This window comes from Chelonobacter oris, from assembly GCF_000772535.1.
In the GTDB taxonomy this organism is placed as follows: domain Bacteria; phylum Pseudomonadota; class Gammaproteobacteria; order Enterobacterales; family Pasteurellaceae; genus Chelonobacter; species Chelonobacter oris.
The window spans coordinates 12,799-34,858 of record NZ_JSUM01000002.1; the positions used below are offsets into that span (position 1 = coordinate 12,799).

Below are 22,060 nucleotides of genomic sequence, written 5' to 3' on the forward strand. Positions count from 1 at the left end.
ATGCGATATAACAAATTCGATCAGCCTATCGGAAAAGAAATAGACGGATATACTGTCGGCTCACTTCCGGAACAAGATAGATTTGACGGCAAACTCTGTGTACTCGAACGCCTGGACTATGACAAACATCATGAACGGATTTATGACTGTTACCTTAATCACATGACTGTTCAGGACTGGACCTATCTCCCCAACCAACCACTTACCGAAAAACAGCAAGTCCGTACGATAATACGGCAATTTATTGATGCTGACGATCTCTATTGTTTCACAATTATCGATAAATCAAATCAGCGTGTGCTCGGTACATTTTGTTTAATGCGTGCCGATCCCCTCAATCGAAGTATCGAAATCGGCTGGGTTATCTATTCCAATCTCCTGAAACGCAGCAAAATAGCAACTGAAGCGCAGTTTTTAATGATGCGTTATGTATTCGAAACGCTGCAATACCGTCGTTACGAATGGAAATGTGATGCCCTGAATACGCCTTCGTACAAAGCCGCCGAGCGTTTGGGTTTCACCTATGAGGGTACATTCAGAAATGCAGTCGTTTATAAAAATCGTAACCGGGATACCGCTTGGTTTTCAATCATCAGTGAAGAATGGCCGCTAATCAAAAGCGGATTCGAACACTACTTGTCAGAATCTAATTTTGATATGCAAGGTAACCAATTAAAGCCGCTGCGTTTTTTCTCAACCAAAAATCGCTCCGCAATTAATCGGTAATGTTGCCACGGGACGCTCCTCACAATTTCTATTTTAGAAATTATGAAATCACAATTGATAAATTTACTAGAAACTAAAGCCGCTTATAATGTTTCCATCGTAATCAATAAAAAAGGAAACCGATATGAGTAAAGCAATTTCACGCCGTCAATTTATGCAATCAAGTGCGGTTGCAAGTATAGCCCTAGCAACCACTGCCACACCATTTCTTGCACAGGCTTCTTCTGCTGCACTAACTGAAGGAAAACAAACTATGCCAGAAACACTCAGCCAAACCTGGGACAAAGTATTCCCGCAAAGCAGCCGTGTCGACCACCGCAAAATCACTTTTATCAACCGCTTCGGCATCACGCTGGCGGGGGATTTGTATCTGCCGAAAAACCGTCGCGGCAAATTGCCCGCCATTGCCGTGAGCGGCCCGTTCGGTGCGGTGAAGGAGCAGACCTCTGGGCTGTATGCGCAAACGCTGGCCGAGCAAGGTTTTGTCACTTTGGCGTTTGATCCGTCTTACACCGGCGAGAGCGGCGGCGAGCCGCGCGGCATGGCTTCACCCGATGTCAACACCGAAGATTTCAGCGCCGCCCTCGATGCTTTGGGCATGCTGCCTGAAGTCGACCGCAACCGTTTGGGCATTCTCGGCATCTGCGGCTTCGGCGGGCAGGCGCTCAATGCCGCTGCGATGGACACCCGTGCGAAAGCCGTGGCCACGTCGGTGATGTACGACATGAGCCGCTCTATCGGCTGGGGCGTGGGCGATCAGCAAAACGGCTATACCCCTGAACAGCGGCAGGCGGTGAAAGAATATCTGAATAATCTGCGTTGGGCAGATGCGGAAAGCGGCCGCCGAAATATCGGTCTGCACGAATTGAATGTGGATGCCGAGGGCAATGTCACCAGCGCCCAACGCATTTTGCCGGAAACCCTGCCGGCCAATCCACACCCGATATTGGCGCAGTTTTTCGATTTTTACCGCACCGGCCGCGGCTACCACCCGCGCAGCATCAATTCCAACACCACTTGGCTGGCGACCATGCCGCTCTCTTATGTGAATATTCCGATGATGAGCTACATCAGCGAAATTTCACCGCGGCCGATGCTGATTATTACCGGCGAAAAAGCCCATTCGCGCTATATGAGCGAAGATGCTTTCAAAGCGGCGGGCAATAATCCGAATAAAGAATTGCTGATTGTGCCCGATGCCACCCATGTGGATTTGTATGACAACCGTTCCGGCAAAATCCCGTATGACAGGCCGACCGCGTTTTTCCGCGATCATTTGAAATAAACCGCCAAGCAGGCATGAGGCCGTCTGAAATGCACTTTTCACCAACGCATTTCAGACGGCCTTTTTAATATCACAAACAAAATGTTGTATCCATAAGCCGCTTTATTTAAACTGAAATCATCTTGCCCATCACCTTTATCAAGGAGCCACATGATGATGAATTTTAACCGTTTATGGCTGGCGGCGGTATCCGCTTTATCGGCGTCTGCATTCGCCGCTGATGCCGATTTCCAGCGGCAATGCCTGGCGCTGAAAGGCGACAGCAGCCTTTACCGCACCGACATCACCCGCGCCGAATGGGTCGGCGGCGGCGACATGCCGTCCGACCGGATGTCGGCCATGACCGGCGCCGCCGCACGCAAACTGCCAATGCCGCCGCACTGCCTGCTTGAGGGCAGCATCGAGCCGCGCAAAGGCGCCGACGGCAAAGATTACGCCACCACGTTTCAACTGCGCCTGCCCGCCGAATGGAACCGCAAATTCCTGTTTCAAGGCGGCGGCGGTATGGATGGCTTTTTAGCACCGGCGGTCGGCTCGATACCGTTTCGGGGCGCCACCGCACTTCCCGCCCTGATGCGCGGCTATGCCGTGGTGAGCATGGACGGCGGCCACCGCGGGCGGGATGCCGCTTTTGCCGCCGACCAACAGGCACGGCTGGATTTGGCTTATGCCGCCACCGGCAAAGTCACCACCGCCGCCAAACAGCTGATCGGCAGGCTCTACCGCAGCGAGCCGCAAAAAAGCTATTTTATGGGCTGCTCCAACGGCGGGCGTGAAGCCATGATGGCGGCACAACGCTATCCGCTTGAATTTGACGGCGTGGTGGCGGGCAACCCCGGTTTCCGACTGGCATATGCGGCGGTCGGCGAAGCTTGGGACAACCAACACATTATGGCGGCAGCCCCCCAAAATGCCCGCGGCGAGAAAATTTTCGCCAATGCGCTTAGCAAAGCGGATTTAGATGCCGTATCACAAGCCGTTTTAAACCGCTGCGATGCCAAAGACGGCCTCAAAGACGGGCTGGTAAATGCCTGGGAAAGCTGTGATTTCAAACCGGAAATGCTGCAAAAACAACTCGGCGCCCACAAAGTGAAGCTGCTCAACACCCTTTTCGGCGGCGCCAAAAACAGCCGCGGCGAACAAATTTACGCATCATGGCCTTATGATGCAGGCATCAACAGCGAAGGCTGGCGCCAATGGAAACTCGGCAGTTCGCAAACCGCACAGCCCGACGCCCGCAATATCGTGCTCGGCGCCGATTCGCTTGCCGGCCTGTTTATCACGCCCTACAGCCCGAATTTCGACACCATGAAATTCGATTTCGACCGCGATACGGCCAAAGTGCGGCAGATGGCCGGCATTTTCAACGCCGATTCGACCAACTTAACCACCTTCAACCGCCGCGGCGGCAAAATGCTGCTGGTGCAGGGCGTATCCGACCCGGTGTTTTCCACCCACGATTTGCGCGACTGGTATCGGCAGCTGCAAGCCGATACCCCCAATACGCCCGACTCAACCCGCCTGTTTATGGTGCCCGGCATGGCGCACTGCGGCACCGGCCCCGCGCTGGATGATTTCGACCCGCTCACCGCGCTGGAAAACTGGACCGACAACGGCATCGCCCCCGACCGCATAATCGCGCAAGGCAAAGCGTTTCCCGGCAAAAGCCAGCCGCTTTGCGCCTACCCGAAAACAGCCGTTTATACGGGCGGTGATGAAAACAAGGCTGAAAGTTTTGTTTGTCGTTAGCGAAAGTCGGCGATTTGTTGTTTAACAGCCTATTTTACTTGACGAATAATTTTTACACTGACAACAGCTTGCCGCTTGTATTAAAACTCAAATACGCCATAATAGCCAAAGCTGCCTTAAAGGCGGCTTTTTTGATCTTATCAATAATTTATGGAGCTTTTATATGACGAAATCGTCATTACCCGACATCGGTAGCCCGATGTTTTATACCGTCTTTTTTATCATCGTGACGATTATGCTCGCAATTGATTTGTTCAGTCTGAAAAAGAGCGGTACGCATAAAGTCAGTGTCAAAGAAGCCATGGTATGGAGCGTGGTGTGGGTGACGACATCATGCCTGTTTGCACTGTGGTTGTATTTCGAATTGGCATCAAATCCGCTTTTCGGTAAAAAAATCGCTATCGAGAAAGTGATGGAATTTCTGACAGGCTATGTGTTGGAAAAATCCCTTTCCGTTGATAACTTATTTGTGTTTCTGATGATTTTCAGCTATTTCAAAGTACCGCCGATGTACCAGCATAAAGTATTGCTATACGGCGTACTCGGCGCCATTATTATGCGTACTGTGATGATTGCGATTGGCGCTATATTGATTCGCGAATATGAATGGGTGCTCTATATCTTCGGCGCATTTCTAATCTACAGCGGCGTAAAAATATTCACCGCCAAACATGGTGGCGACGGTGAAGATCTCTCGAAAAATGTCTTATTAGGCTGGCTGCGCCGCCATTTACGTCTGAGCCGGCAATTCGACGGTGAAAAATTCATTACCGTAGAAAACGGCAAAAAACTGTTCACGCCGCTAGTCTTGGTATTGATTATGGTAGAATTGAGCGATGTCGTGTTTGCGGTAGACAGTATCCCGGCAGTATTTGCCGTGACAACCGATCCGTTTATCGTGCTGACTTCGAATATTTTTGCCATTCTCGGTTTGCGAGCCATGTATTTTGTGCTGGCGGATATTGCCGATCGATTTATTTATTTGAAATACGGTTTGGCGGTTATTCTGATGTTTATCGGCATCAAAATGCTGCTGGTCATGGGCGGCGTCCATTTACCGATAACCCTGTCGATGAGTTTTGTCTTTCTGGTTCTGATCTTGTCGGTAGTGCTGTCGTTACGCCGAAAAGTGCTGTAAATATAAAAAACCGCACTTGAAAGTGCGGTTAGCCTGCTTAAAACACTAAGGCTCTGTCGCCGTTTTCATCTCGAATCCGATTCGGCAGCCCCATGCGGTTGAGTAAATTAAGGAACGGTTTAGGATCCAGTTCTTCCACGTTCACCATTTTTTCTACATCCCAAATACCCTGTGCGACCAAAATCGCGGCAGCTACCGGCGGGACACCTGCCGTATAAGAGATCCCCTGACTGCCGACTTCTTGATAAGCTTCTTTATGATCGGCAACGTTATAAATAAAAACATCTTGCTCTTTGCCGTCTTTACGACCTTTAGCGAGTGTGCCGATACAGGTTTTCCCACAGTAGTCCGGCGCCAGCGAGGACGGATCGGGTAAGACGGCTTTTACGACTTTCAGCGGCACGACTTCCAGCCCTTCTGCGGTTGTTACCGGCTGTTCGGACAGTAATCCCAAATTTTTCAAGATCGTAAAAACATTAATATAATGATCACCAAAACCCATCCAAAAACGGATGTTCGGGACATTCAGGTTTTGCGACAGAGAATGAATTTCATCATGCCCGGTCATATATGAGGTTTGCAGACCGACCACCGGCAAATCGTCGGTACGTTTGACTTCAAACATTTGATTACTGGTCCATTGACTGTTCTGCCAGCTCCAAACCTGTCCGGTAAATTCACGGAAATTGATTTCAGGATCAAAGTTGGTTGCAAAATAACGGCCGTGGCTGCCCGCGTTAATATCAATAATATCCAAGCTATCGGTTTGATCCAAACAGTCATTGACCGCAACGGCGGCATAGGCGTTCACCACGCCCGGATCAAAGCCTACGCCCAAAATGGCGGTAACGTGGTTCTGTCGGCAGGCTTCACGGCGTTTCCATTCGTAATTATTGTACCAAGGCGGCGTTTCACAAATTTTATGTGGTTCTTCGTGAATTGCCGTATCCAAATAAGCAACACCGGTTTCAATACACGCCTGTAACACGGACATATTCAAAAATGATGAACCGACATTGATGACAATTTGTGATTGGGTATCTTGGATAATTTTTTTGGTTGCGTCGATATTGAGAGCATCCAGTTGATAGCAGGCGATTTCAGCCGCTACTTTGAACGCTTTTTTGTCAATCACGCTTTGTGCGATGGCTTGACACTTTTCGATGCTGCGGGAAGCAATAGAGATAGAACCGAGAATATCGTTATGTTGGGCACATTTATGGGCGACAACTTGCGCCACGCCGCCGGCACCAATAATCAAAATGTTTTTTTTCATGTTTGCATAATCCTCCTTAATGTCAAATCATCACCGCACTTGGCTTAAAAGTGCGGTCATAATTGGCATGAGTGTAATATTTTATCCCGTTGCGGATAAAACCTGATTGATTCGTTGACACCGTCCGTCAAGACAGGCTGTCAACGTAATCGTCAAAATTGAATTGCTTGATTAATTTAATCTCGCCATTCAATTCTTTCATGGCAATAGACGGCATATTAACGCCATTGAACCAATTCTTTTTCACCATCGTATAACCGGCAGCGTCACAAAATGACAGGCGATCACCGATTTTCAATGGTTTTTCAAATGCATACTCGCCGAAAATGTCGCCTGCCAGACAAGACTTGCCGCAAACCATATAAGGATAGTTACCTTGATTCGGCTGTAGTTTAGCGGTTTGACGATAAATCAATAAATCCAACATATGCGCTTCAATCGAACTATCTACAATCGCCAGATCTTTGCCGTTATACAGGGTATCCAATACCGTCACTTCCAGACTGGTGCTGAGCGTAATCGCCGCTTCGCCGGGTTCCAAATAAACCTGTACGCCGTATTGCTGCGCAAACCGCTTCAAACGATCGGCAAATTGATCCAACGGATAATCAGCGCCGGTAAAATGAATGCCGCCGCCAAGACTGACCCAGTCTACTTGATACAATAACTCACCGAATGCCTGCTCGATATGCCGCAACATCTCATCGAAGCGATCAAAATCCCCATTTTCACAATTATTATGAAACATCAGCCCGTTAATCAGCGGCATGACATCACGAATTTTGGCAATATCCCATTCGCCCAAACGGCTATGCGGCCTTGCCGGATCCGCCAACGTAAAATCCGAAGTGCTGACGCGCGGATTGACACGCAACCCCCGCTGAATCTGCCGTGCTTTATCGGCAAAGCGTGTCAGCTGGCTGATAGAATTAAAAATAATTTTGTCGGCATTTGCAATCACCTCATCGATTTCCGTATCGCTGTAGGCAACACTGTAGGCATGGGTTTCGCCGCCGAATTTGGTTTGCCCCAATTTCACTTCATACAGCGAAGAGGACGTCGTGCCGTCCATATAGTCGCGCATAAAATCAAACACGCCCCAAGCAGCAAAACATTTTAACGCCAATAATGCCTTGGCGCCCGAGCGTTCGCGCAAATACGCAATTTTCTGCATATTTTCCAGCAGTTTGCTTTTATCGATCAAATAATAAGGAGTCGCTAACGGTTCTGTCATATCGGTTTTATACTTTTACACAAAATAAAAAGCGACCGAGACAACGCCCCGGTCGGGATTTATAAATTTACTCGCGGCAAAGTGCGGTTTCAATTACCAGCCTTTAACCACGGAATCTTTAAACTCTTGCTTGGCTTTATCATAAACCGCATCAGAATTATAGGCTTTAACAAAATTCACCACATCCGGATCCGCTTTATTGTCTTCACGGGCAACAATGATATTAACGTAAGGCGAATCTTTGTCTTCTACGAAAATCGCATCGGTGCTTGGATATAATCCCGCTTGTCCGGCAAAGGTGTTATTGATAATCGCCAAATCGACCTCTTCCAATACTTTCGGAATTAACGGCGCTTCCAATTCACGAATTTTCAGTTTTTTCGGATTTTCCACCACATCAAGTGCGGTCGGTGTCAAGCCGGTGCCTTCTTTCAGTTTCAACAATCCTTGAGATTGCAATAATAGCAGCGCACGGCCGCCATTGGTCGGATCGTTCGGAATGGCAACCACGGCACCGTCCGGCAGTTGATCAACCGCGCTATGTTTTTTCGAATACGCCGCAATCGGATAAACAAACGTATTACCGACAATCACTAAACCTTTCAAACCGCGCGCCTCCACTTGGGCATCCAAATACGGCTTGTGCTGAAATGCGTTCGCATCGATTGATTTTTCTTCCAATGCCACATTCGGGGTCACATAATCGGTAAACGGTACTAATTCAACCTCCAGACCGAATTGATCTTTCGCGACTTGTTTTGCGACTTCAGCCACCGAAAATTCAGGGCCGGTTTGAATCCCGACTTTAATTTTTCCGTCTTTTGCCAAAGCCGAAGTGGAAAATGCAACCGTTGTCGCCAACGCAGTCAACGTAAAAATGTTTTTTAATTTCATGGTATTTTCCTTAAAGATAAATAAAGTTTAACGGTGATCGACATAGCGGACCAATGAGTCCCCTGTAAATTGGATTAACTGCACCAACGCTACCAGAATCACGACCACAACGGTCAGAATCTCAGGTACGTTGGTTTGGTAACCGTAACGAATCGCGACATCCCCCAAACCGCCGCCGCCGACGATGCCCGCCATCGCCGAATAATTGACCAGTGCAACCAAGGTAATGGTGATACCGTTGATTAATCCCGGCAATGCTTCCGCCAACAGAAACTTGGTGACAATCTGGAAATTGCCTGCGCCCATTGCCCGCGCCGCTTCGGTCAAACCGCTTGGAATTTCGATTAATGCCCCTTCCACCAAACGGGCGATAAACGGAATCGCCGACACGGTCAACGGCACAATCGCCGCTGTTGTCCCGATCGAAGCCCCGACAATTATCCGGGTGAACGGAATAATCCAGAATAACAAGATGACAAACGGAATCGCACGCCCGATATTGACCGCCATGCTTAATATGCGATAGAACTTCGGATTTGCCTTAATCTCACCCGGACGAGTCACAAACAGCAGAACCCCGAGTGGAATGGCAAACAACGCCGCCAAAAAACCGGAAGCGAAAACCATATATACCGTCTCGCCGGTTGCATCCAGAATCATCTGCCACACCTGTGGCGTTAAGCGATCAAACATAACCTAACACCTCGACTCGTACATTATGTTCCATTAAATAGATTTTTGCTTCGGTAATGGCATCTTCAGCCCCTTCGACTTCGGCAATCGTAAAACCGAATTTAACGCCGCCGATATAATCGATTTGCGAGACTAAAATACTCAAATCAACCCCATATTTTTTCGAGGTTTGCGATAATAACGGCGCATCAACCGAGCGCCCGGTAAATTCAAATTTGATAATCGGATAGGAATTCGGCCCTTTCGGCGACGGTGAAAGCTGATCCATATACTGTTTCGGCAAATTGATCCGGAAAGTCGATTGGATAAACCGTTTCGCCAGTTCGGTTTTCGGATTGGAAAACACTTCGCTGACACTGCCGGACTCCACCAATTGCCCTTTATCGATCACCACCACTTGATGGCAAATCTGCTTCACGACCTCCATTTCATGGGTGATCAGCAAAATTGTCAAGCCGAGTTTTTGGTTAATCTCTTGCAGTAATAACAAAATGGATTGTGTGGTCGCCGGATCCAACGCACTGGTTGCTTCATCACATAACAACACTTTCGGCTCCGATGCCAATGCCCGCGCAATCGCCACCCGCTGTTTTTGTCCGCCGGAAAGATTGCTCGGATAGACATTTTTCTTATCGCTTAACCCGACTAACGCCAACAACTCATCGACACGTTTACCGATTGCCGTTTTATCAACGCCGATTAACTCCAACGGTAACGCCACATTGCCGAATACCGTACGGCTGCTGAGAAGATTAAAATGCTGGAAAATCATACCGATATGGCGACGTGCATTAACCAACTCCGCCGAATTCATCGCCGTCAACTCCTGCCCGTCGACAAACACTTGCCCGCTGGTCGGCTGCTCCAGTAAATTGGCACAACGGATCAAGGTACTTTTTCCCGCACCGGACGCACCGATTACGCCGCAAATCTGTCCTTTCGCAATCTCCAGATTAACATTATCAAGTGCGGTCAGTTTTTTACCATTTGCCTCGAAAATTTTATTAATATTTTTTAGCTTAATCATGTAAGCCCTTTATTATCGGGATCATTAAAATTATTTTGCTATTTTAGACGTCCAGATTGCCATGTCAACCGGTAGTTCATGCTTTTTTATAGCAACGAGTTATAAGCCAGATTTTTTATCTCTTTTTCTGCCATAAAAGTGCGGTATGATCCGTTTTATGCCTTATTTTGCATTATAATCCGTCTGATAATACAAACAGTTTACTCAGCGAGGCAAAAATGAACAAAGCCATTTTTTTGGATCGGGACGGAACCCTGAATATTGACCACGGCTACGTGCATGAAATTGATCAATTCGAATTTATTGACGGCAGTATCGAAGCGCTGCTCGAACTGAAACAAATGGGCTATTTACTGGTGCTGGTCACCAACCAGTCCGGCATTGCCAGAGGGTATTTCAGCGAGGCGCAATTTTTGCAACTGACGGAATGGTTCGACTGGTCGCTAGCCGATCGCGGCGTTGATTTTGACGGCATCTATTATTGCCCTCATTTACCGGACGGACAAGGCGAATACCGCCGGAATTGCGATTGCCGTAAACCGCAGCCCGGTATGCTGTTACAGGCCGCCAAAGAGCTGAACATCGATCTCAACCGCTCTTTTATGGTCGGTGATAAAATCGAGGACATCATGGCGGGTAAAGCCGCCGGGGTGGCGCACAATATTCTGGTTCGCAGCGGTAAAACCGTCACGTCTGAAGGGGAAAAACTGGCGGAAGCCGTTCTGGATTCGGTAGTGCAACTGCCGCATTATCTTAAAGGAATCCGCTAAAAACAGCCGTAAGCAACGGTGTGCTTACGGCCACGGATTAATGGAACAAAACAAACGTTGCCAGCAAAACGGTGATGAGCGCCAACGCCATAGGAATGGCCGTTCGCTTGATAACCTCAAATGGTGAAACGTTAGCAACGCCCGACACAGCCACGATTACAGCGGTAATCGGCGACACGCTGCGTGCGATCCCGGCCACCAGCTGCATCGGCAACAACATAAGCACACTCGGCACACCGATCGACGTTGCCACTTTCGGCGCCAGTGCAGCAAAAGCAAAAAACGGCGCATTGCCCGACCCCATCACAATTGCAGAAAGGGCGATAATGCCGACCATCACGCTTGTCATAGTAAATGCGCCCAGCCCGGATGTTTGTGCGCCCGAAATAATCATATCAATTGCACCAATTGCCGTTAATCCTTTGGCAAAGGTTTCCCCGGCAACAATCAGTGTAATGACAACCGCAAACTGTTTGCCCATGCCGTCAAAAAAAACCTGAATATCGGCAAATACGCTTTTCATATCCCGTTTTCGGATTAACTCAAACATCATAGCAGTAAACAAGCTGATCAGCATTGCCGTCACCACATTCATTTTGATACTTGCAAACACCAGTTTACTGAAAATCAAAATTAAAAAGAGCGGCAGCAAAGGCAGCAGGATATAGACAAGTGGCGGCGCATCGTTAGACATCGTGCCGGTTTTCTGTTGCGCCTGAATTTCAATGTCGGTTTCAGTTGCCAATTGCCGTTTATCAAACCACTTTTGCACCAAGACATGCGAAATCGCAACAACCAACATAGTCACGATTGCTACCGGCAGCTGGTAACTCACAAAATAGACGGCAATATCAATTTCTGCTGTTTTCGAAGCCAACACGGCATTGCCTGATGCCGGTCCTAAATCTAAGCAAGCCGTCGTGCCGATAACCGCCGTCGCCCCTTCCCGACTTACGCCCAAACTGACCAGAACCGGAAATAGGGTTATCATTAATAAGAGCCCCAAGCCTGAGGCACTCGGAATAAAAATATTCAGCAATTGCCCGATAATATAAGCAAATCCTAACATTAAATAAGGCGCTTTAATATTTTTCAACGGCTTAATGGCATATTTAACCAACGTTTTACTTGCCCCGATATGATCCATATAGCGGGCAAATCCGCCAACCGCCATAATCATCAACCCGAGATCGGCAACCCTCGAACTAAACACATTTTTGATAAATTCAAAAATATCAAAGCCGACCCAGCCCGTTGATTTATCCGGCGGCAAAATTTCGCCTAGTCCGAACAGGACGGCAAAGCACATCAAAATAATTCCCGCACATATCAAAACGACCTGCGCCTTATATTTCTTAACGATCAAATAACCGACGGCAATTGTGACGATAACTGCAATAATCAAACCTAACATAATTACGTCTCCTCATGGTGAGATAAGCAGAATTTTACGGTTTCATACAACAACGCCGTACGCGGAATAATGGAATCCAGTTCCAAATACTCTTCCGGACTATGGTATTTTCCGCCGACAAGCCCCATGCCATCAATTGTCGGTATTCCCAACGCTGCAAAGAAATTTCCGTCGGATCCGCCACCTGTCGAAACCCAATCCGCTTTAATCTCAAGCCGCCGTTTGATTTGATCGACCGCCTGACAGAATATCAGCCCGTCTTCTGTTTTCGCCCACGGCGGCCGAGTGACTCCCCCTTGGACGCTGATACGAACGTTTTCTTCCGTTATTTTGTCATCTAACGCCTGAATGAACGAATTCAACCTTTCGGCTTCTTCCGGCAAGATAAAACGGCAATCCACCTGAATTTTGACATAGGCCGGGACAGTGTTCGGTGTAGTTCCTCCCTCGATAGTCCCGATATTCAACGTTGTCCCTTTTTCAGGGGCAACTTGATTGAGTAGTGTTTGACAGGTATAAATACAAGCATTAACCGCATTTGCGCCGGCTTCCGGATTTACCGCCGCATGCGCTTCCTTACCAAAAAATTCGATAACATACCTGGCAACGCCTCGGCGTGCATTAACCAAATCCCCATTTGCCCTAGCTGCTTCCAAAACAATGGCATAACGTGCTTTAGCGGCAAATTTTTCCAATAAGGGACGAGAATAAACGGAACTAATTTCTTCATCGGGATTAAAAATCACACAAATATTTCCATCGCCGATTTCATTATTTTCAGTCAGTTTTTTACAAACATGGTAAGCTTGAATCAACCCTTGTTTCATATCACAGACACCCGGCCCGTAAGCACGATGTTGATCTTTACTGAACGGCCGCTCGTTGGTGGTACCCGGTTTAAAAACAGTATCCATATGCCCTGACAACAAAACGTCAAACCGATCTGCTTTTCGATTCATACAAACCAATGCGGAGCCGACTGAATCGTCAAGCGGAAACACCTCAATATGCCAGTTCAGCGCTTGAAATTTTTCACGAAGGAATTCCACAACATCTGCTTTTCCTTTCGGATCGCAGCTATAGGATTCGATATTCACAATAGTTTCTAAATCGTTTACAAACGTTTTTAAATCGACAATCGACATGGCTATCTCCTCGTAGAATGGTTGGAAAATCATGTTACATAAAACATACTCCTGCTCAAAAAACAAACTACAACAACCGTAAATAGAGATATCCTAAATGTCAAGAATAGCGAAATATTTAATATTATGAATATATTAACTTGTGAGCGAGATCATAAAGAACAGCACTTTTTCCTAAAAACTTCAACCGTTTTCAGGTTTATACAACCAATCCGGCTGTATAAACCCGGCTATCTTTTTTATCGAAATAGGGAAAAGCCCGGATCCGATTACCCCTTTTCGGAACGCATTCCCTCTTTACGCAAATAATCATTCAACTTAGCTAAAGCTTCCGCTTTTTTCTCCGCCGGCAACAAAGAAATAGGTAGGTTTTTCAGCGCTGCCACCAAATTCCAATAAAAATCCAGCGTAACGGAAAAGCCCTGCTTTTTGGCACGAATATATGCCATTTCCGCACCAATTTTTTGCAGCTGAATCACATCATGAATATTAATTTTGACCAATAACCGTTCGTGCTTAATGCTTAGATTACATAACTCTTTAATTCGGGTTTTCTTTGCCAGCTGAAAATCAATTTTCTGCTGTTTAACCTGCTCAATGGATTGTAATATCAGGCTCTTATACAGAGCATCATCTTCCGTCAACTTTGCCGGTAAATGGTAATAACGTGATAACGACAGAGCAAGGTTACTTCGGCTGTACGGACAAGGCAATGCACCATGCCTTTCCAACAATCGTGCCAACTCGTCTTCCGCGCGCAGATAAAAAATACTGTTTTGCATAATACCGAACATATGACCAGCTTGATAAAAGCCATAGCCGGAAAATAAACTGTTTACCGTAACCCCTCCAATTAAACGATTCAGCTGCTTTGCCGTCAAATCCACATGTGACCGTATAGTATTCATAAGTAAATTTACTCCATATCAAATCAAAGTTAGTCATATGGAGATATGTTAATTTACAATTAGAAATAAGCCAGAAAATAAATATTTTTTTTGTGAACCATATTCCTAAATTCGTTTTTTTATCACTTCTTTTTATTAATAAGACTCAACTTTTGATCATTTTTTAATCTAAAAAATTATTTCAAAAAACGAAAATAGTCATAAATAAAAAACCGAACAGACTCGCTGTTCGGCTTTTTCACATAGGGTCGCTGTTTTACAATTAACGTTTCAAGCTGCGATAAGTCAAAAAATAATAACTCAACACCGAAACGAATGTGCAGAGAAACATTGACAGCAACATTGGTACAGCGCTGGTAATCGGCACCAGTGAAATCAAGAAACCGACTATGGCGCCGGTGCCGAAACGGATCGTGCCGGCAAGAGAATTTGCCGTGCCCGCCACTTGCGGAAAACGATCGAGAATTGAAGCCATGGCATTTGAGCCGATAGTGGAAAGCATACCGACGAATGCGGAAATTCCCAGTGCCATCGGCCAAAAGCCCAGATCAAAAATCGCCACGGACAATAACCAACAGCCGGCCAGAAACTGTAATGTTAAACCGAAACGCAGCATTTTTTCTGCACCGACTTTCACCACCATGCGCCCATTAATTGAGGTAAATAAAATCATCACCGTCATATTCATAATAAAGAAGTAGCCAAAATTTTCTGCGGCGACGTGATAAATATCAATATAGACGATTGAACCGGAGGTCAGGAAAGAGAACATGCCGGCAAAAGAAAATGCGCCTGCCAAAACATATCCCACCACCGCTTTTACCCGAATCAAAGAGGCGAAATTGCGCAATACGGTTTTCAAACTGAACGGAATCCGCTTTTCCTGCGGATGCGATTCGGGAATTTTCCAGAATACTAGCAGACAGCTCAAAATGCCGAAGAACGCCAAGACGTAGAAAATCGAATGCCAATGGAAAAATTTCGCCAGATAACCACCGATAAACGGTGCCAACAGCGGCGCAATCATCGAAACCAACATAATCATCGACATCATTTTGGAAAAATAGTTTTTGGAAAACAAATCACGCAGCAATGCGCCCAGTACCACCGCAGGTGCTGCGCCGAAAAAGCCTTGAATAAAGCGCAACAGCAGGAAATCTTGGATATTGTCCACCTGCGTCAGGAAAAGTGCGGTACCGGCAAAGACCAACGTGCCGATTGCAATCGGCATTTTCCGTCCGAAACTGTCCGCTACCGGCCCCCACAACAATTGCCCGAGCGCAAACCCCAAGGTAAACAGCGCCAGCGTATTTTGCACGCGCTCGGAATTCACCTTCAGATCGCGGGCAATATCGAGAAAAGAAGGCAAATACATATCGATCGCCAACGGCGGCAACATCGCCAGAATCCCTAAAATTAATACAAAGACAGGGCTTTTTTTCACCCGTCTGATAGTTTCCTTTTGTAACATTGAGTTATCCATTTTCTCACGGTGATTATTTAAAACACATTATTTCATTTTGGCTTAACGTGCGATATTCCCCTTCTTGCAGGTTATCATCCAGCACAATCTCGCCGATACGCCAGCGATGCAGCCCGATCACTTTGTTGCCCAATGCGGCAAACATACGTTTCACTTGGTGATAACGCCCTTCGCTGATAGTCAGATTCAGATTGTAATCATCGAGCATTTCCAGCTTGCCGGGTTTAGTCGGCGTTTTTTCACCACGCAGTAAAATCCCTTGCTCGACCGCACTTTGATAATCCGCTTCAATCGGATCGACAAGCGTGACCAAATAGGTTTTTTCACAGTGAAATTTCGGTGACGTAATACGGTGCGACCACTGCCCGTCATCGGTCAATAACACCAAACCGGTGGTGTCCACGTCCAATCGCCCGACCGAATGCAATTTGGTGCGCAAGGGGTAATCAAACAATTGATATACCGTCGGGTATTCGCCGTCATCGTGCGAGCAAATATAGCCTTGCGGCTTATACAGCATAAAATATTGCCCGTCTTCGATCCACGCCAGACGCTCGCCTTCAAATACGATTTCGTCCTCGGCGGCTACTTTTGTCGCCCCGGATTTGATCACCTCTCCGTTAATTTCCACCGCACCGCTACGTAAAACTTTGGTGACCTGCGAACGGCTCAAACCGCTTTGTTCCGCTAAAAATTTATCTAACCGCACTTTACTCAAAACCTTTCTTCTGAAAACAGGTTATTGTACCTGTTTAAATGCAAATATACAGACGAGATTAAATTTCATCGGAAAAAAATCTGTGTGCCGTATCACATACTCCTTGATGGGTTTTTAAATTTGTAAAAATAAAGCGTATAATTCCGCATATATTTTTCACCGATTTAACATCTGTTAATTTTTGTTTTCATTTAATAAGGACAGCCATAATGGACAAGCAGTTAAACCAAGCCGCACTTGATTTTCATGAATTCCCGGTGCCGGGAAAAATTGAAGTGACCCCGACCAAATCCCTCGCCACCCAACGCGATTTGGCATTGGCCTATTCGCCGGGCGTTGCCGTCCCTTGTCTGGAAATTCAGGCCGATCCTTCCGCCGCTTATCGCTATACCGCACGCGGCAATCTGGTGGCGGTGATTTCCAACGGTACCGCGGTGCTTGGGCTGGGCAATATCGGGGCATTGGCAGGCAAGCCGGTGATGGAAGGTAAAGGCGTTTTATTCAAAAAATTCGCCGGTGTCGATGTATTCGACATTGAAGTGGACGAAAGGGATCCCGATAAGCTGGTTGAGATTATTGCAGCGCTTGAGCCGACTTTCGGCGGTATTAACTTGGAAGACATTAAAGCGCCGGAATGTTTCTACATTGAGCAAAAACTACGTGAACGCATGAAAATTCCGGTCTTTCATGACGATCAACACGGTACGGCGATTATCTCCGCCGCCGCCGTGATTAACGGCTTACGCATTGTGAACAAAAAAATCGAAGATGTGCGTTTGGTGGCGTCCGGTGCCGGAGCTGCCTCGATCGCTTGTTTGAATTTATTGGTTTCACTGGGTATGAAACGTGAGAATATCACGGTGTGCGATTCCAAAGGCGTGATTTACAAAAACCGTGATGAACACATGGACGAAACCAAAAAGCTGTACGCCATTGACGATAACGGACAACGCTCGCTCGCCGATGCCGTGCCGAATTCGGATATTTTCTTGGGCTGTTCCGCCGCCGGCGCATTGACGCAGGATATGGTAAAAACCATGGGGCCAAATCCGTTAATCTTGGCGCTTGCCAACCCTGAACCTGAAATTCTGCCGCCGCTTGCCAAAGCGGTTCGCCCTGATGCTATTGTTTGCACCGGCCGTTCCGACTATCCGAATCAGGTCAATAATGTGTTGTGCTTCCCGTTTATCTTCCGCGGTGCGCTGGATGTGAGTGCAACTACCATCAATGAAGAAATGAAGCTGGCCGCAGTCTATGCGATTGCCGATCTGGCGCTGGCCGAACAAAGCGAAGTGGTCACTTCCGCCTACGGCGATGCCGCCGAACTATCTTTTGGGCCTGATTATTTAATCCCGAAACCGTTTGATCCGCGTTTAATCGTGAAAATCGCACCGGCGGTGGCAAAAGCGGCAATGGACAGCGGCGTGGCGACACGCCCGATCGACGATTTTGATGCCTATATCGAGAAACTCACCCAATTCGTCTATAAAACAAACTTATTTATGAAGCCGGTTTTTGCCCAAGCCAAACAGGATAAAAAACGGGTGATCTTAACCGACGGGGAAGAGACTCGCGTCTTACACGCAGTACAAGAAATCGCCACACTCGGCATTGCCGCCCCGATTTTACTGGGACGCACCAATGTGATTGAACAGACGATTAAAAAACTCGGACTGCATATTGAACAAGGACGTGATTTCGAGATTGTCGACATTGAAAACAATCCATACTATGAAGAATGCTACAGCGCATATTACCAAAAACTAAAACGCCAAGGGATGACGTTGGCGGGTGCAAAACGCAAAATGATGCATAATCCGACCGCACTTGGCGCCATGTTGCTGGAGTTGGGCAAAGGCGATGCGATGCTGTGCGGACTGGTCGGCCCCTATGCCTCGCATTTAGGCAGTATCAAAGATGTGATTGGCGTTAAAGCGGATCTCATTCCGGCAACGGTCAACGGTCTGGTATTACCGACCGGCAACTTGTTTATTGCCGATACCTTTGTCAATCAGAACCCGACCGCTGAAGAATTGGCGAATATCACCATCATGTCCGCCGACGAAGTGCGCCGTTTCGGAATGGAGCCGCAAGTTGCCTTGGTTTCCCATTCAAATTACGGTACATTCGACGATCCAAGTGCGGTAAAAATGCGGCGGGTATTGCAACTGGTAAAAGAAAAAGCGCCGGATTTGATTATTGACGGTGAAATGCACTGTAACGTGGCCTTGACCGAAAGCCTGCGCAAAGACATTATGCCTGACAGCCCGATCAAAGGTGCGGCAAATTTATTGATTATGCCGAATATGGAATCAGCCCGCATCAGCCTGAACTTGTTGCAAGGCACTGCAACACCGATCACAATCGGTCCGATTTTAATGGGCACCAATAAAGCCGCCCATATTTTAACGTCGGTTTCATCGGTGCGCCGAATTATCAATATGGTCGCCGTAGCGGCGGTGAACGCAGCGAAAAGCCGTGCCGAGTAAAGTGCGGTCTTCAACAAAGAGCGGATCGTATGATCTGCTCTTGTCGTGTGTTAATTAACAAAAAATAAACATTTAATGATCTTGATCAATTTATTTGCTATACTGATCTCGACAATTCAATCCGCTTTTCCTAACGAAAAGTCCCTTTTGACAGCATTTTTTATTCAACTGATGAGGAAATGAAAATGGCTTATACTCTACCTGAATTACCTTATGCATACGATGCACTGGAACCGCACTTCGACAAAGAAACCATGGAAATTCACCACGCCAAGCACCATCAGGCATATGTCAACAATGCCAATGCCGTTTTGGAAACCTTGCCGGAATGGCAAGATAAATGCCCTGGTGAACTGATTTCCAATTTGGACAAAATTCCAGCAGATAAACGCACCGCACTTCGCAACAATGCCGGCGGCCATGCAAACCACTCTCTGTTCTGGAAAGGATTAAAAGTCGGCACTACCCTGCAAGGCGCATTGAAAGATGCCATCGTGCGTGATTTCGGCTCTGTAGAAGCATTCCAAACGGAATTTGAAAAAGCGGCAACAACCCGCTTCGGCTCAGGCTGGGCATGGTTAGTGTTAAATGACGGCAAACTGTCCGTTGTTTCCACCGCCAATCAAGACTCGCCGTTAATGGGGAAAGAAATCGCCGGCGCCGAAGGCTACCCGATCCTAGGCTTAGACGTTTGGGAACACGCCTACTACCTGAAATTCCAAAACCGCCGCCCGGACTACATCAAAACGTTCTGGGACGTGGTTAATTGGGACGAAGCCGGCACTCGTTTTGAGAAAAAATTGGCAGACTGCGGTTGCCAAAGCAAATAAGTTATTTAAATCGGTAAAAGCACTCTATTGAGTGCTTTTTTATTACCTTATAATTTGGCGTTAGTAAGCCCCCCGCCCCCTAATAACCACATTTGCAGTTTTAGCCAAAATCGCAATATCATTCCACAATGACCAGTTCTTCACATACCAAGTATCCAAATAGACCCGAGTCCGATAATCCGTATCACTACGCCCGCTCACTTGCCATAAACCTGATAACCCAGGGCGCACCATATAATAATAGGCGACATCATCACCATAAAATTTTAATTCTTGACGAATCACCGGTCGAGGGCCGACCAAGCTCATATCCCCTTTAAAAACATTCCATAATTGCGGTAATTCATCCAAGCTGGTTCTCCGTAAAAAATGGCCGATGCCCGTTATGCGCGGATCATTTTTCAGCTTATAATCCCGATACCATTCTTCCCGTATTTTTTCATCTGTAGCTAATAAGTTTCGTAATATTTCCCCTGAATTCATCACCATCGTTCTAAATTTATAACAATGGAATGCTTTGCCGTTACGGCCAATTCGGGTTTGGCTATAAGTTGCGCTTCCGCCTTCCTGACGAATTTTAAAAAACAGGTAAAGAAACAGCGGACTGCTTACCAACAGTAAAACTGCAGAAACAATAATGTCAAAAGTGCGCTTAATTAAGCGTGAAGAACGCTTAGCCAAATTATTATGAATTCGTAATATAATTGATTCATAACTGAAAAAATGCGAAATCTCCGCGCCATATAAAGGAATACCGTGCAAAGGCGGAATAATAGATACGTTTCTGAAACCGCACTTGGTGAATTTTCTGATCCAGCATTCCATTAACTCGCTTTGGCTTTTTTCCAAGGCAATAAATACTTTTTGATATTCAGCCAAATGAGAAAACAGATAATCTTCGGTAATATAGCCTGTTTTTTCAGCTATTACGGGTATTTTTCCCAAAGGATCAACAAAAGCCCCCACCTTATAACCCAGATTTTTCTCACTGCTGATTGCCCGATAAGCACCACGCGCATTTTCCGAATTTCCGATAATCACACATGCCATATCCCACGTCCCCAAACAACGAAGCAGTTTCTTGCACATAAAACGAAAAAGCGGAAAACAAACAAAAAGAATTGCGGCAATATATAGCCAAGTATCTAATGATGGCGAAGTCTCAATAAATACCAACAACGCTAAATTAATCAGCAATACAATAAACAGAGTCGAATAAATATCTTTCAACTCATCCCAAAATGGTTTTCGATAGGCATAATGCCGATGAACAATCCAAATCCAACCGATAGTAATAAACGCCATCAGACTAAAAGCCCCCAAGCGAGTAAACGAGCCGTCAAAATCTAACTGTTCCATTGAAAAATCATCTAACGGTGATAAATAATAAGCCAGTGAAATCGCAAAAAAATAGGCGAAAAAATCACAGCTTATCAAAACAAGCTTGTTAATTTTGGGCGCTATTTTAGGATTGTTTATCATTTTTATCGCCAACTCAAAGGAAGTAAACTCGATTATACAAACTTTCTTTTTAAAAAATTTAATATCTTAGGGACAATATTATTTCCTTCGATATTAACAACCTTTAGCTCCTTAGAATTGATATTATTTTTAAGGAGCCAAACATTAAATAACCGTTCTGCAAGAAAACCAAATACTCGCTTTTGATATTGATCATAATTGGATAAATCAATCTCTTTCTCTAGCTTGAACAAAATATCAAATAGCCATGAACAATAGCTATCCAATAGGTCAACACGCATAACAAACATATTATAAAGATGAATTGTTTTACCATTCATCACGCTATCAAAAGAATCTAAATAGTCAGGATAAAACTGAATAATAATATATCTAGTTTTATCCAAATCTCGCTCATAATGCGCATGTTTATAATGGCTATATACCGTTTCTATAAAATAGTTCCTTTTTTTAGGCACGATACAATCATAACTCTCTAAAATAGATGATAATTCTGCTTGAGAAGCTATCCTTCTATTTTTTAGCTTTATATCTTTCCCAAAAAAATAGCGTCTATAATGCACCAAACCAAAATAGGAAACATCTTTAAAAAAGCCATTTTTCCATGCCCAATATAACCCTGTCAGCTCACAAAAATAACTATTTTTCGAAGAAATATTATCGCCTAAATCATCTCTCAACATATTCAATTTTACAGATGATGTTAATGCACCAACTTGTATCGGAAAATACATTTCATCTCCTGGTATTTCATATGATTTATGTGTTGCAATAATTATTTTCATTTATCACGGTATTT

19 protein-coding genes are annotated in these 22,060 nt (G+C 46.0%); 7 read left to right on the forward strand and 12 right to left on the reverse strand.

Annotation, left to right across the window (positions count from 1 at the left end; translation table 11 throughout):
- The 4 genes from OA57_RS00715 to OA57_RS00730 all read left to right on the forward strand — a co-directional run bounded on the left by OA57_RS00715 (window position 1) and on the right by OA57_RS00730 (window position 4,898).
- Window positions 1–726 carry a GNAT family N-acetyltransferase gene (locus OA57_RS00715; RefSeq protein ID WP_034612146.1) on the forward strand — a complete coding sequence of 242 codons (726 nt, stop codon included), beginning with the start codon at window positions 1–3 and terminating at the stop codon, window positions 724–726.
- Between the two features lie 124 nt (window positions 727–850).
- Window positions 851–2,011 (forward strand): alpha/beta hydrolase, encoded by a 1,161-nt coding sequence (locus OA57_RS00720; protein WP_152596692.1) that lies wholly within the window; start codon window positions 851–853, stop codon window positions 2,009–2,011.
- A 150-nt stretch (window positions 2,012–2,161) separates the two neighbouring features.
- Window positions 2,162–3,760, forward strand: a complete 1,599-nt coding sequence (locus OA57_RS00725; RefSeq protein ID WP_235424616.1) for a tannase/feruloyl esterase family alpha/beta hydrolase — start codon at window positions 2,162–2,164, stop codon at window positions 3,758–3,760.
- A 163-nt stretch (window positions 3,761–3,923) separates the two neighbouring features.
- Complete coding sequence (locus OA57_RS00730; protein WP_034612151.1) at window positions 3,924–4,898, forward strand: TerC family protein; 975 nt, start codon at window positions 3,924–3,926, stop codon at window positions 4,896–4,898.
- 37 nt (window positions 4,899–4,935) lie between these two features.
- Here the strand turns inward: OA57_RS00730 and OA57_RS00735 are convergent, their stop codons facing one another.
- The 5 genes from OA57_RS00735 to metN all read right to left on the reverse strand — a co-directional run bounded on the left by OA57_RS00735 (window position 4,936) and on the right by metN (window position 10,022).
- A complete protein-coding gene (locus OA57_RS00735) occupies window positions 4,936–6,174 on the reverse strand; it encodes a saccharopine dehydrogenase family protein (RefSeq protein ID WP_034612155.1) in 1,239 nt (412 codons plus the stop codon).
- Window positions 6,175–6,301: 127 nt separating this feature from the next.
- Window positions 6,302–7,408, reverse strand: coding sequence for a carboxynorspermidine decarboxylase (locus tag OA57_RS00740; protein ID WP_034612158.1), 1,107 nt, complete (start codon window positions 7,406–7,408; stop codon window positions 6,302–6,304).
- 93 nt (window positions 7,409–7,501) lie between these two features.
- On the reverse strand, window positions 7,502–8,302 hold the full coding sequence (locus OA57_RS00745) for a MetQ/NlpA family lipoprotein (protein WP_034612161.1): 801 nt from the start codon (window positions 8,300–8,302) through the stop codon (window positions 7,502–7,504).
- A 27-nt stretch (window positions 8,303–8,329) separates the two neighbouring features.
- Window positions 8,330–8,995, reverse strand: coding sequence for a methionine ABC transporter permease (locus OA57_RS00750; RefSeq protein ID WP_034612164.1), 666 nt, complete (start codon window positions 8,993–8,995; stop codon window positions 8,330–8,332).
- Window positions 8,988–10,022, reverse strand: coding sequence for a methionine ABC transporter ATP-binding protein MetN (metN, locus tag OA57_RS00755; protein WP_034612166.1), 1,035 nt, complete (start codon window positions 10,020–10,022; stop codon window positions 8,988–8,990). The genes OA57_RS00750 and metN overlap by 8 nt, the downstream gene beginning before the upstream one ends.
- A gap of 218 nt (window positions 10,023–10,240) precedes the next feature.
- On the opposite strand from metN, the gene gmhB reads away from it, so the two are divergent.
- Complete coding sequence (gene gmhB, locus OA57_RS00760; RefSeq protein WP_034612167.1) at window positions 10,241–10,792, forward strand: D-glycero-beta-D-manno-heptose 1,7-bisphosphate 7-phosphatase; 552 nt, start codon at window positions 10,241–10,243, stop codon at window positions 10,790–10,792.
- A 37-nt stretch (window positions 10,793–10,829) separates the two neighbouring features.
- On the opposite strand, the gene dcuC is transcribed toward gmhB, so the two are convergent.
- The 5 genes from dcuC to rsuA all read right to left on the reverse strand — a co-directional run bounded on the left by dcuC (window position 10,830) and on the right by rsuA (window position 16,451).
- Window positions 10,830–12,206 (reverse strand): C4-dicarboxylate transporter DcuC, encoded by a 1,377-nt coding sequence (gene dcuC / locus OA57_RS00765; protein WP_034612169.1) that lies wholly within the window; start codon window positions 12,204–12,206, stop codon window positions 10,830–10,832.
- A 2-nt stretch (window positions 12,207–12,208) separates the two neighbouring features.
- Window positions 12,209–13,351: a M20 family metallopeptidase gene (locus OA57_RS00770; RefSeq protein WP_034612171.1), complete on the reverse strand. Its 1,143-nt coding sequence runs from the start codon at window positions 13,349–13,351 to the stop codon at window positions 12,209–12,211.
- A 269-nt stretch (window positions 13,352–13,620) separates the two neighbouring features.
- Window positions 13,621–14,259, reverse strand: a complete 639-nt coding sequence (locus tag OA57_RS00775; protein WP_034612174.1) for a TfoX/Sxy family DNA transformation protein — start codon at window positions 14,257–14,259, stop codon at window positions 13,621–13,623.
- A gap of 262 nt (window positions 14,260–14,521) precedes the next feature.
- Window positions 14,522–15,730 carry a Bcr/CflA family multidrug efflux MFS transporter gene (locus tag OA57_RS00780; protein ID WP_034612176.1) on the reverse strand — a complete coding sequence of 403 codons (1,209 nt, stop codon included), beginning with the start codon at window positions 15,728–15,730 and terminating at the stop codon, window positions 14,522–14,524.
- A gap of 25 nt (window positions 15,731–15,755) precedes the next feature.
- A complete protein-coding gene (rsuA, locus tag OA57_RS00785; RefSeq protein WP_034612496.1) occupies window positions 15,756–16,451 on the reverse strand; it encodes a 16S rRNA pseudouridine(516) synthase RsuA in 696 nt (231 codons plus the stop codon).
- Between the two features lie 218 nt (window positions 16,452–16,669).
- Between rsuA and OA57_RS00790 the strand changes: the two genes are divergently transcribed.
- Window positions 16,670–18,949 carry an NADP-dependent malic enzyme gene (locus OA57_RS00790; protein WP_034612178.1) on the forward strand — a complete coding sequence of 760 codons (2,280 nt, stop codon included), beginning with the start codon at window positions 16,670–16,672 and terminating at the stop codon, window positions 18,947–18,949.
- A gap of 185 nt (window positions 18,950–19,134) precedes the next feature.
- On the forward strand, window positions 19,135–19,779 hold the full coding sequence (sodA, locus tag OA57_RS00795) for a superoxide dismutase [Mn] (RefSeq protein ID WP_034612181.1): 645 nt from the start codon (window positions 19,135–19,137) through the stop codon (window positions 19,777–19,779).
- Between the two features lie 60 nt (window positions 19,780–19,839).
- On the opposite strand, the gene wbaP is transcribed toward sodA, so the two are convergent.
- Together wbaP and OA57_RS00805 are read right to left on the reverse strand one after the other, a co-directional pair.
- Window positions 19,840–21,261, reverse strand: a complete 1,422-nt coding sequence (wbaP, locus tag OA57_RS00800) for an undecaprenyl-phosphate galactose phosphotransferase WbaP (RefSeq protein WP_034612183.1) — start codon at window positions 21,259–21,261, stop codon at window positions 19,840–19,842.
- A 32-nt stretch (window positions 21,262–21,293) separates the two neighbouring features.
- Window positions 21,294–22,046 (reverse strand): DUF4422 domain-containing protein, encoded by a 753-nt coding sequence (locus tag OA57_RS00805; RefSeq protein WP_034612186.1) that lies wholly within the window; start codon window positions 22,044–22,046, stop codon window positions 21,294–21,296.
- Window positions 22,047–22,060 lie beyond the last annotated feature (14 nt).